Genomic DNA, 11,869 nt, shown 5'->3' on the forward strand with positions numbered 1-11,869 from the left:
GGTAGATCGAAAGCCTTTTATAAACTTTTTATGGTTGCGACAATTTTTTTTGCTGCATTTTGAGGAGCACCCGGATTTCCTAATCGTTCGGCTACTTCGGCATATCCTTGTAACATCTGTTTCCGTTTGTCCGGATCGTTTAATATTTTGTCCAGTTCGTTTTTTACATTTTCCGTAGTGAACAAATGTACCAGCAGTTCTTTTACGATTTCCCGGTCGGCAATCAGATTTACTAACGACACGAACTTTACTTTCAGTATATGCTTAAAAAGATTATATGCGATTTTTCCTCCTCCCATTTTGTAACATACGACTTGAGGAATTTTCAGTATAGCGGTTTCGAGGGTTGCTGTTCCTGAAGTTACCAATGCTGCCGAGGATTGTTGGAGCAATCTGTATGTTTTTTCAAAGACGATGGAAACCCGTTTGCCTGAAATAAATGTATGATAAAAATCGGGAGATATGCCCGGAGCTCCGGCAATGACTAATTGATAATCTGTAAATGAGGAGGCCGCATCGATCATAGTCGGCAAATTTGCTGTGATTTCAGCTTTCCGGCTACCGGCTAATAGAGCAATGATAGGTTTGTTTTCAAGATTATTTTCGGAAATGAAAGAGTCGAACTTTTCATCGGCAAACGGTCTCACCGCCATTTCATCGACAGTGGGATTTCCTACATAGTCGATCTGATAATGATGTTTTTGATAAAACGGAATTTCGAACGGAAGTATCGAGTACATTTTATCTACATACCGTTTAATGTCCTTAATACGATACTCTTTCCATGCCCATATTTTAGGCGAAATGTAATAATGTACCGGAATATTGAGCCGGGTTTTAGCAAATTTTGCCATTCTCAGGTTAAATCCGGGATAATCGACAAGTATCAGTACGTCAGGATGAAACTCTTCTATATCTGACTTACATAAACGAATATTGTGCAGTACTTTGTCGATATTCAGCAATACGGGAATAAATCCCATATAGGCCATTTCACTATAATGTTTGACCAGTGTTCCGCCTTCTGCCTGCATCAGGTCGCCTCCGAAAAAACGGAATTGAGCTTGCGGATCTTCTTTTTTAAGGGCATTCATAAGTTTGGAGGCGTGTAAATCTCCGGAAGCTTCACCGGCTATCAGATAATACTTCATTGCGCAAATCGTATAAATTCTTTTTACAAATGTACATTAACTTTCTCATTTTATCTGAAAATAAGGTTGTTTTTGTCGATTTGATTACCTTTGTTTCCGGAATATTGTTTCTCTTAATCTGATATTTTGCAATAACAACCGGATTTTTCCGTTAATATACAACAATGAAGAAAAATATTTTCCATATAGTTTTTGTCCTGTTCATTTTTTCATTTGTTTTATCAGGATGTTTCGACGAGAGTTTTTCGAATGATCCTAACGATCGTTTGACTTTTTCTACAAACATTGTAAAGTTTGATACGATTTTTACGCAGCGCGGTACGGCTACACTATCTTTTAAAGTTTATAACCATGCGAAAAAATCGTTGAAAATAGAGTCCGTTACGTTGGCGGATGCCGCTAATTCCGGATTTTTTATTAATGTGGATGGTTCTAAAGGTCCGGTAATACGAGATTTGGAAATAAGGGGTAAAGATAGTTTATATGTTTTTGTGGAAGCAAATGTCGATCCGACAAACCAAAACTCTCCTCTATTGATAAAAGATTCTATCGTATTTGTTACGAATGGAATTCGTCAGGATGTCAAATTAGAGGCATACGGACAAGATGTCAATGTTTTACGGGGTGAAGTATTGCCGGACGGAGAGAATGTATTTACCGGAGAAAAACCTTATTTGGTTTATGACAGTCTTGTGATTCCGACGACGTCGTCTTTGGCATTGTCCGAAGGCACTACGCTTTATTTTCATAGTAAGGCGATGCTTGAGGTCAAGGGAAAGATAGACGCTCGCGGCACGGCTTCGCGTCCTGTAACTTTTCGAGGAGATCGTCTCGACCGTATGTTCGCTGATTTGCCGTATGACTATTTGCCTGGACAGTGGGGAGGAATTCGTATCCATACGGACAGTTACGGTAACCGTTTCGACCATGTTGCCATGAGGGGCACTTCTACCGGAATCGTTATCGATTCGTCTGATGTTTCGAGAACTAAAATCATATTCAGCAATTCGGTGATTCATAACTCCAGCAATAATCTGGTTTCTTCGACGGAAAGCAGGATTGAGGCCTGGAATTGTCAATTTTCTAATGCCAGCGGTGCTTTAATGAGTTTGTCGGGAGGAGAAGCAAAATTTGTTCATTGTACATTTGCCAATTATTTTCAATTGATGGATGTCATAAAATCCCCTTTACTGGTTTTTGACAGATATACTCAGACAGAAGAAAATTTGCCGTTGAAAGCATCATTTGAAAATTGTATTATTATCGGTAACAACACGTTGATGCAGCCTTTAGAATTGTTGAATACCCAGATTTATTTTAAAACTTGTCTTTTCAGGGTGAATGGTTCGGACGATGAGAATTTCATTCAGTGTATATGGAATGGAGATCCAATGTTTGTGGCTACAGGAGATAACTATCAGTATGATTTCAGATTGGCTTCAGAGTCTTCGGCAGCTTACAGAGCAGGAAATCCTGAATTTGTCGATGAGAATACACGTACGGATCTTTTAGGCAATCCTCGCCCTGAAGGGGTAAATCCGGACGTAGGCGCTTATCAGTATATGACTCCGACAGAATAAAAATACACTCTTAGTCAAAGTCTATTGGGGGTATTGTCATGCCAGTTCTAAGCCGAATTTGTCTTTTAAATGCATGATGTTGGGATTTTTCTGAACCATAAGGTCGAATCGTTCCCGTTGGCTGAATGCCTTGTGCTTTTCTTGTTTCTCGCTTTCTCTTGGACGCATGGAGATACGGGTGTTTTTTAATTCTTTTTTCAAGAATTGCATTAAGTCCGTTCCTCTTTCGTTCAGCCGGTCTAACTGTTCTTTGTTATCGACTACAACTTCGAAGTCTGTTGCATTCAGCATTTTAGGCGGACAAGTGCGCATCGTATTCACCAGAACGGTTTCGGTAGGAATCGTGTTGGTAAATTTAATCCACGCTTTTTGCAGATCCTCTTCAGAGAAAGAATTATTCATGTCCACATCTTTCCTTATCTCCCGAACCTGTTCTTTTGTTTCGATAATCGGTTTTTTTATCGATATAGAAGGGATCGGAATCGTTCGGGGTTTCGGCTTTTGTGCAGGATGTTGATTATTCGGTAACTCGTTTAATTGAGCTTTATTTACCACCGTTTTATCGGTCTGTATTGTTTCTGTTGCCCGAGTACCGGTGCTTGTTTGGGCTGATGATGCGACAGTAGCATTTGTCGTAACGGTCTTCTTTTGTTCTGTCGGAGCATTCTGGATCGGTGAAGAACTTCTTTGGGGGACAGTCTGTGCCGCAGGAGAAACCTTTTGCAACGTTGGCTGTTGTTCAGGCTGTGAATTTTTTGCCGCAGTTAATTGGCAGAGCTGTATCAGTGTCAATTCTACCAATAATTTTTTATTATTACTGTTCCGGTAGTTCAAATCGCATCGGTTACTCAACTCGATGGCTTTATACAAAAACTCGTTGCTGCATTGCTTCGCTTGTTCGGCATAGCGTTGTGCTGTTGCCGGACCTACTTCGAGTAGAGGTAGGGTTATAGGATCTTTGCAGACTAACAGATCTCTGAAATGATTACTTAATCCGCTTATAAAATATTGAGCCTCGAATCCTTTTTTCAGTATTTTGTCAAAAAGAATTAGTGCTTCGGGAACTGCATTCCGTAAAAATGTATCGGTCAAGCTGAAATAGTATTCATAATCGAGGACATTCAGGTTCTCTATCACCGATTGATAAGTAATGTTTCCGTTAGAAAAACTAACGACTTGGTCGAATATAGATAATGCGTCCCTCATTCCTCCATCAGCTTTTTGGGCAATGACGCTCAACGCTTCCGGTTCGGCGGCAACCCCCTCTTGAGAAGCTACATATTGCAGGTGTTCTACGGTATCGGCTGTCGTGATTCTTTGAAAATCGTAAATTTGACATCGAGACAGTATCGTCGGCAGAATTTTGTGTTTCTCGGTAGTTGCCAATATAAATAGTGCATGATGAGGCGGTTCTTCCAATGTCTTTAGAAATGCATTGAATGCGGCGGTCGATAGCATGTGTACCTCATCGATGATGAATACTTTGTATTTTCCTATTTGAGGCGGAATGCGGACTTGTTCGGTCAGTTGCCGTATATCGTCGACCGAATTGTTAGATGCAGCGTCTAATTCTAAAATATTGTAAGATCGCTGTTCATTGAATGCTTTGCAGGATTCGCATTCGTTACAAGCCTCTCCATCGGCTGTAGGATGCAAACAATTGATTGTTTTGGCAAAGATTCGGGCGCACGTTGTTTTTCCTACTCCCCGCGGACCGCAAAAAAGATAAGCGTGAGCTAATTTCCCTGAACTGATCGCGTTTTTTAAAGTCTGGGTCAACGCTTTTTGTCCTATGACGGAGTGAAATGTGGACGGGCGGTATTTCCGTGCCGAAACAATATAATTATCCATTTATCTTGAAAGTTCTGTCTTGTAATTCTGTATTTACAAAAGTAATAAAAAGTAACAGGTTTGTATCTTGAAAAAATTTAAAAAGTGAAATTCATTTTATCTTTCCATACTCGATTTATCGAAATGCAACGGTAATAGCGCTTTTATAGAATCTACGATATAAATGTCGTCTTTACCGTACATCAGTATCCGTATAGGTTGATTAAAACGATTTTCTGTTTCTAAAATTACCTGTCGGCAAGCTCCGCACGGAGCAACTTGACCGTCTGTGTAGCTCCCGCCTGTCTGAGCCGCCAATGCCAGCATTTTCACAGGAATATCGGGATAGTTGGCATTGGCGAAAAAAAGTGTTACGCGTTCTGCGCATAATCCCGAAGGATATGCGGCATTTTCCTGATTGTTTCCTTGTATTATTTCTCCATTATTCAGTAGGGCTGCTGCTCCTACTTGGAATCGAGAATAGGGTGCGTATGAGAGGTTGCTCGCCTCTTTTGCCCGATCGATCAGAATTTTTTCTTCGGGGCTCAATTCTTCATAAGAACAAACTGTTATCTTTGTATCGAGATTTAACTTTTTCATATCAGGACTAATTTTATAGCGTTAAGGTTATTCGAATATATGCTTATCACTAATTGGTAAAATAATTCGGTAATAATACAAATATAAAGAAGTTTTGAAATATTCGTGCGAGTTTTACGTTCTTTTTTCGAGTTATAATAAGGATATTGAGTATGAGTTTTAAAAGATTAACACTGTTTTTGCTTTTTGCCATTTCTGTTTTTTGGGGGGAGGATGTGAGTGCTCAGAGTCGGAATCGTCTTTATATGCAGTATATAGATACGTATAAGGATTTGGCAATCAGTCATCAGAAAAAATATAAAATACCGGCCAGTATTACTCTGGCTCAGGGGCTATTGGAATCTGGCGCTGGAAGAGGAACATTAGCGCGTAAATCGAATAATCATTTCGGTATAAAATGTCACAATAAATGGACCGGAGCTCGGGTTTATCACGATGATGATGCTAAAGGAGAGTGCTTTCGTAAATATAAGCATCCTGAAGACTCATACGAAGATCATTCTTTATTCTTGACTCGGAATATGCGTTATGCTCAGTTATTTGAACTGAAAAGTACCGATTATAAAGGTTGGGCAAGAGGTTTGCAGCGTTGTGGATATGCGACCGATAAGGCGTATGCAAGTAAGTTGATTCAGATTATAGAATTGTATGATTTGTACCAATATGACCGTAAGGGGCGTTCTTCTCAAGAAATTCCTAAATTGCCGGTAGGATATAAGCCTCATCAGGTGTATCGTTCTTCGGGCTTGTATTACATCGAAGTTCGTGTGGGAGATAATCTTAAAAATATAGGGAAGGAGTTCGGTATCAGTGTAAAGAAATTATGTAGTTATAATGAGATTCCGAAAGATTATCCTTTAGATCCGGGAATGGTGATTTATCTTGAGAAGAAGAATAAAAAAGCGGACAAAACCTATACGCGACATATCGTTTCGGCAGGTGAGTCGATGCATGATATTTCTCAGATTTATGGCATTCGTATGAAGTATTTGTATAAAATGAATCATAAAGATAAAGACTATGTCCCGTCAGAAGGGGATGTGTTGATCCTTCGTTGATTTCAATTTACTTAAACACACGACAATAGAAGTTTGGTTACTCTCTATTTTTGAATATGATGTATTTGATGCTTTTCTTCTTGATGGAGCCTAAGTAATAATTGGTTTATTGGTATTGGAGTGCTTCAGAATTTATTATAAATCATCTTTTGCGTGTTCTCTAATGATGTTGCTATTATCTTTATCTTTATAAGAAAGCATTACGAAACATGATAAGGAACTTTCATGTTCGATCCAAAGGGTGATTTCACCATTGTCGGTTGTAAATTGACTCTCGTATTGGCATCCTCCCAATAGGGCATAACTCATTTTTTCGCTATCGTTACGAGGTTCATGGAAAAATTGGAATTTTTCAGTGCAGGCTGATGGCTTGCCGTATTTTTCTGTCAACAATTCTTTCAAATGCGTGTAATCTCCATAAAGGTATTTCCACTGTTTTTGTTCCGGAAAAACAACGGAGATTTTTGAAACTAAGTCCTTATTATCGAGTGTGGTTACATAGATCGTACATTCTTTGAAGTCGGCAAAATCACCTTGCAGTATCTCTGCATTGTCCTGTGTACCTATATGTTTGAATCCCTTGCGCTCCATGCGTGACTTAAACTCGTCCAATTTTCCGTCAATGGGTACGCCTTTAAATTTAAGATGAGTGCTTTTTTTCATAGTTGCATCATCTTCTTCTACGTTTATAGCTACCTCTTTCTGTTCTTCATTTATAACTTCTTTTGAGCTGTTCATAAAATAGTAATACCATAAAAGGCAAAGAATCGCGATAAGTGCTGATAAAAAGAGTTTCTTCATATTTCTCAATCTTATTTTAATTAAATAAAAAAGTGCGGATATTCACTGTTTAACAGAGAGATTATAGATATTAAAGTGAAAACGGCAGACAAAATCGTCTGCCGTTTTCACTTTATTTTATTAATATGCTGCAGGTACGGGATTATAGACTTTTTTATTTTTCAGTTTCGGGTCGGTTCCTAACGGGAAATTTATACCAAAACTGAAACTCATGTTTGTCGTATTTACAGGTACATATTGCGGAGTATATTTTGCAGCGATATAATCAGCTCCCAAGAAAAGGTTAAATCCTCTGGGGCATAAATTTATCAAAGCTCCCCATGTGCATCCGGTATTCGATACCGCTCCGTTGAGTGCTGCCATGAACCATTTTGCCGGGCGGAAATTGGCTGTCGCCATCAGTTTTGTCCATGTTTTTGGAGTACTGAATCGGGTCGAGGATAATAATCCGAATGATATTTTGTTATTTAAAATGCCATATTCTGCCCCTATATTCATAGTCGTTTTCAACCAAGTACTTCTGGAAGAAGCTCGAGTTTCTTTAAATTTGAATAAAGCTTCGAGATCATCTCCGATTTTATCGGTTTCGTCGTCAAAGGCGTTATTGCCGTTATCATCATCTTCAGCTCCTAAGTGTTTGAATCCATCGAATACGAATTCTCCTTCAGGGGTTTCTGCTTTTTTATTTTTATTCCAGCGGATAAAACCTATATCTGTTAAAGCCATGGACACAGTAAGGTTGTCAAAGATTTTATAAGTTGCACCGAGATCGATAGCACCACCGATACCGGCGATTCCTAATTTTCCTGTGTCAAAATCGAATCCGTCGATTTCACCGTTACTGTCGGTTTCCAGGGTCACTCCGGCAAGAGACAAGTCGGCTATACCTTTACTTTGTATCATCCATCGTTCATCGGATAATGTCATAGTCATGCGGTCTATTCTTGCATCCAGATTCCCTGCACCGATTAACGCTTTCAGTTTAGCCCCTATCGTTAACCTGTCGTTTATGCGGTGAGCATGTCCTAATGCCAGCTCGACATAATTGTTGCTTTTCGCCCGTATATCTTTCATTTCGTATTGAGTAACCTCTCCGGTTTGGCCATTTTTCAAAAAGGCAAATAAGTCTTTAGGCAAGAATATATCGGTACTGCTTTTTACTGATAAATCAAAAGTATTGAATCCGTTAAATGCGAAAAATCCGAATGATAAAATCGTTTCATCGATATTTAAACTCAGGTTGTTCCGGTTCTTTAACGATCCTATAAACTCGTTTGATGAGATGCTCGGGTGGAATCCTGTTAATAATTCGTCTCCTGACGGATACAAAAAGTGAGATAAGGCCATGTTGCCGTTTATCTGGATATCGAGATTTCCTAATCCGGGGAAACTGAAGTATCCGTAATCATTTATTAAAGCCGGATTCAATCTATGGCGATAGGGCATCCGTTCTAAAAAATATGATGAATATAAGGTCTGTGCCGATACTCCTGCAGAGACCAAACATAGGATGAATATGATGATTTTCTTTTTCATTTTATGTATTTGTAAAGAGTTCGACATTGATTTTAGAAGTTATCGATATCAGCTTGAATACCTTTTACCTTTAAGGCGACTTTTGCTTTAATGGATTGGCTGGGTTTTAACGGAACACCGCCTATAGTACCTTCATTTGCCCCCAGTCCACCTGTAATTAACAGTTCCAAACCGTCCAGACGTCTTAAAGCTCCTGAGCCTTCTCGCTCTCTGACTTTAATTAAAAGAGTAGTTTCAGAAGTATTTGTCGATCCTGTTTCGCTATTATATGTGCCTGCAGCAACATACCCTTCTTCTTTTCCGTTGTCGAACGTGAAAGATAGATCGTTTGAATCGATAGTGCTGACACAACCTGTCGATAGCGGGATAACTTTCAATGCCAATTCTAAAGGCAGGCCGTTATATACGGTCGCTTTTATCGAAATTTCGCTCGCTGTCGCTTTTTCAAAAATGTCGTCTGTATCGTCTTGTATGTTATCGATTGTGTCTTTATATACGATATTGACATCTTTACCTAAAACGAAAGGTACATCTGCGTTGCAGTCGATCAGTACTTGAGAGCCTCCTTTTGAGAGATCTACCGTGTGCCAGTTTTCTCCTTCTACGGCTTTTGGAGTCGGAATAGCGTCTATTACTATACTGTCCGGAACGTCTTTGATTACGCTTTGCAGTTGACTGAACGGAATTGCTTCGAATCCTTCAGGAATACCTTTTGCTATGTATTCGGGTGTCGCTAATATGAATTTTGAAGTTTTAGCTGTTTCTTCTTCTGAAGGATTTAAATCGTCATAAGCTGCGATGGTCATGGTTTTATCGGGTCTTAATCCGCCTGAAGCTAAAGGATTTCCGTTTTTATAGGGAGTAAAAATCAGATCGACGTTGATAGGTACTCCGATCGGGTTTGTCGCAGTCAATTGGAAATTAGCATTCGGAAGATACAAGGCCGATCCTTCTTTCAGGTAGTCTGAAAGATCTCCTAAATTTATCGATGTGTGCGGATTATCGGAGATAACGTCTTCGTTGACTTCTCCGGCTGCCAATTGTATGTTCATCTGTTCTACATTTACAGATGTTTTGACATTTAGATTTTGAAGATCGTCGAGGCTGACGTTTCCGGACGATACGGAAGCTCGACCGGTTATTACCGCGTTCTTTTCAGGTAATATGAGTTTGTGATCTTCTGTCAGAATGTTTTGGAATTCACTGTCTGTGAAATCAAGCTTTGTAATATGCAGTTGATTATTATATTTCCATGTCCGTTCCGTAGAAGAACCTTTGATAAATTTTTGGTTTTTCAAAATCAGGCGTTGGCTTTTTTCTCCGGTTTCAGGATTAGTATAGTTTATTACACCTGAATTCTCGTCAAAAATGATGTATTGAGGAAAATCGATTATCAATTCATCGAATTGTAAATCTCCAGCTCCGTCTGTTATATTGATGTTCGCTTGCAGATTTACGGCAGTGTTCCCTTTCAGCTTAACCCATTTTAGGGCTTTTAGTTCTTTCGGGACATCAGTCTCATCAACTTCTATTTTTGCTGTATTATTTCCGAGATCGGCGGTAAACGATTCTGTCTCGACATCGGCATCAGCAATATTCAAGATACTTTCCTGAAGTTTGAAATCAATTTTCGAATTGTTGTTGAAGCTTTCTATTTTCTTGAATGTTGTGTTGCCCTTAGCATATGTAGTAAAAGTATTGACTTTAAATTGTGGCTCGAAAGACAACGATTTTGTTCCGTCTGTTTCGGTCTTTAGTGCTTTTTGAGAGAGATCTATCGATTTTAATTTTACTTGTTTGGTAAATCCGGTTTTCAATTCATCGATTGTAATGACGAGATTATCTCCATTCCATGTATTACCTGTTTTATCAAATTCGAAAGGAGTATTCGGATCGTTCAGGTTAATAGTTATCTCTCCTCCGGAAAGGTTTAATCCGGCAAGAGTAATAGGTTCGGATTTTAAGGTAAGTATAGAATTGTCGTCAAAATATACCTTGTTTATCTTTTTTACATCTTTGTTTATATTGGTAACCTTGATATCGGTACTGAAATTTGTCTGTTCTACATCTATTTTTAGATCTGAGACGGTAAGATCCATATCATCGATATTGATATTGGAGCTGCTTATGCTTATAGGCATAGAGACATCTATTGATGATAGATTAACTCCTTTTGTGATACCTTTTATGCTGATATATCCTGATTGAGAATAGTCGATCGATTCTTCAAATCCCGAAAATTCGCCTTGTGCAGCATCGATTTCCTTGTTATAACTTACCAGATTGAAGTTTACTATGTTATCGGTTAGTGTCAGATTTACATTGTCGAGCCTCAAAGTGTGACTATTTATTAATGAGCCTTTTGTCGGGTTTGAAATCTCGAATGTATTGGGAAATATTATTGTAAAATTTTTCAATGTTACGGTTGCCTCGGACAGATTTAGTGTATTTTTCAGCTGATCCATATCCATTTTCAGCTGTGCGGTTGTACCTTTGAATTTGATATTGGAAATGTGTGTTACTTCTACAGGACAACTTCCTTTTGCAACAATAAAAGAAGTCTGATGATCATCGAGTCGAAACTCTTTATCCATTATGCTGACTTCTCCATTATTCGGAACATTTATCGGAGTATTTTCCGAGATTTTCATGGATACATTTCCTGTAAAAGACTGGGTGATCTCAGGTTTATCGATTATGTTTTTTTTCAGCAACATATCCGGCTGATTCTCATCGATCTTTATGGGATCTATTGTCAGCTTTTCGAACGAAATGTTAAAGTCGGTAGATGTATTTATAGCATTGATCGATACCGGATCGAATGTCGGAATATCAGCTTTTACATTTTCTTTCTTGTGGATACCGTATTGATCGTCATCGGTAGTTAAATCTTCTATATCTTCAGGTTTTAATAAATCGCTGAGAAGTTTTGTCTCGGTTTCTCCTAAGGGAAATCCTAATTCTCCTCCAATTCCTACGATTGTAGAAATGTCTTTGGTAAGATCGTACTTTTTGTCTATACAGGAATATCCGAAAATAAGGAAACTCGGGCACAGAGATAACATAATTATCTTGCCGATAGTAAATTTCTTCGCATTCATGCGTAATCTCATTTTTGATAACTGGTGATTTTAAATTTGATATAAATCAATATTTTGCAAACATAGTATTTTTTTTTATTAAGTAATGTAACATTCTTGTAAAATTTTATGGATAATCCCATATATTAACTTTTTAACTTTATGAGTATTGAAAATTTTATATATCTTTCATTTATTGAATTTTCCGGGTTTTCAGATAATCGGTTTTTATG

8 protein-coding genes are annotated in these 11,869 nt (G+C 38.4%); 2 read left to right on the top strand and 6 right to left on the bottom strand.

Going from position 1 to position 11,869, the window contains the following annotated elements:
- Window positions 1–17: 17 nt before the first annotated feature.
- Window positions 18–1,151, bottom strand: a complete 1,134-nt coding sequence (gene lpxB / locus AC1WHX_RS01640; RefSeq protein WP_195596273.1) for a lipid-A-disaccharide synthase — start codon at window positions 1,149–1,151, stop codon at window positions 18–20.
- Between the two features lie 164 nt (window positions 1,152–1,315).
- Here lpxB and AC1WHX_RS01645 point away from each other — a divergent pair, with 164 nt between their 5' ends.
- On the top strand, window positions 1,316–2,731 hold the full coding sequence (locus AC1WHX_RS01645; protein ID WP_122303781.1) for a hypothetical protein: 1,416 nt from the start codon (window positions 1,316–1,318) through the stop codon (window positions 2,729–2,731).
- 36 nt (window positions 2,732–2,767) lie between these two features.
- Here AC1WHX_RS01645 and AC1WHX_RS01650 read toward each other — a convergent pair whose 3' ends face one another.
- Together AC1WHX_RS01650 and AC1WHX_RS01655 are read right to left on the bottom strand one after the other, a co-directional pair.
- Window positions 2,768–4,582, bottom strand: coding sequence for a DNA polymerase III subunit gamma/tau (locus tag AC1WHX_RS01650; RefSeq protein ID WP_303116246.1), 1,815 nt, complete (start codon window positions 4,580–4,582; stop codon window positions 2,768–2,770).
- A 96-nt stretch (window positions 4,583–4,678) separates the two neighbouring features.
- Window positions 4,679–5,161: a cytidine deaminase gene (locus AC1WHX_RS01655; RefSeq protein WP_009318962.1), complete on the bottom strand. Its 483-nt coding sequence runs from the start codon at window positions 5,159–5,161 to the stop codon at window positions 4,679–4,681.
- 152 nt (window positions 5,162–5,313) lie between these two features.
- Between AC1WHX_RS01655 and AC1WHX_RS01660 the strand changes: the two genes are divergently transcribed.
- A complete protein-coding gene (locus tag AC1WHX_RS01660; RefSeq protein ID WP_122337172.1) occupies window positions 5,314–6,219 on the top strand; it encodes a glucosaminidase domain-containing protein in 906 nt (301 codons plus the stop codon).
- A gap of 135 nt (window positions 6,220–6,354) precedes the next feature.
- On the opposite strand, the gene AC1WHX_RS01665 is transcribed toward AC1WHX_RS01660, so the two are convergent.
- From AC1WHX_RS01665 to AC1WHX_RS01675, 3 genes are all read right to left on the bottom strand, one after another.
- Window positions 6,355–6,957 (bottom strand): hypothetical protein, encoded by a 603-nt coding sequence (locus AC1WHX_RS01665; protein WP_303116248.1) that lies wholly within the window; start codon window positions 6,955–6,957, stop codon window positions 6,355–6,357.
- Between the two features lie 183 nt (window positions 6,958–7,140).
- Window positions 7,141–8,556 (bottom strand): DUF5723 family protein, encoded by a 1,416-nt coding sequence (locus tag AC1WHX_RS01670; protein ID WP_022600808.1) that lies wholly within the window; start codon window positions 8,554–8,556, stop codon window positions 7,141–7,143.
- 32 nt (window positions 8,557–8,588) lie between these two features.
- Window positions 8,589–11,657 carry a hypothetical protein gene (locus tag AC1WHX_RS01675; RefSeq protein WP_122337180.1) on the bottom strand — a complete coding sequence of 1,023 codons (3,069 nt, stop codon included), beginning with the start codon at window positions 11,655–11,657 and terminating at the stop codon, window positions 8,589–8,591.
- Window positions 11,658–11,869: the final 212 nt, after the last annotated feature.

The organism is Coprobacter sp., assembly GCF_982436375.1.

Coding starts and splice junctions, on each gene's coding strand:
- lpxB (WP_195596273.1), bottom strand. CDS start 1,151: ATGAAGTATTATCTGATAGCCGGTGAAGCTTCCGGAGATTTACACGCC.
- AC1WHX_RS01645 (WP_122303781.1), top strand. CDS start 1,316: ATGAAGAAAAATATTTTCCATATAGTTTTTGTCCTGTTCATTTTTTCA.
- AC1WHX_RS01650 (WP_303116246.1), bottom strand. CDS start 4,582: ATGGATAATTATATTGTTTCGGCACGGAAATACCGCCCGTCCACATTT.
- AC1WHX_RS01655 (WP_009318962.1), bottom strand. CDS start 5,161: ATGAAAAAGTTAAATCTCGATACAAAGATAACAGTTTGTTCTTATGAA.
- AC1WHX_RS01660 (WP_122337172.1), top strand. CDS start 5,314: ATGAGTTTTAAAAGATTAACACTGTTTTTGCTTTTTGCCATTTCTGTT.
- AC1WHX_RS01665 (WP_303116248.1), bottom strand. CDS start 6,957: ATGAACAGCTCAAAAGAAGTTATAAATGAAGAACAGAAAGAGGTAGCT.
- AC1WHX_RS01670 (WP_022600808.1), bottom strand. CDS start 8,556: ATGAAAAAGAAAATCATCATATTCATCCTATGTTTGGTCTCTGCAGGA.
- AC1WHX_RS01675 (WP_122337180.1), bottom strand. CDS start 11,657: ATGAATGCGAAGAAATTTACTATCGGCAAGATAATTATGTTATCTCTG.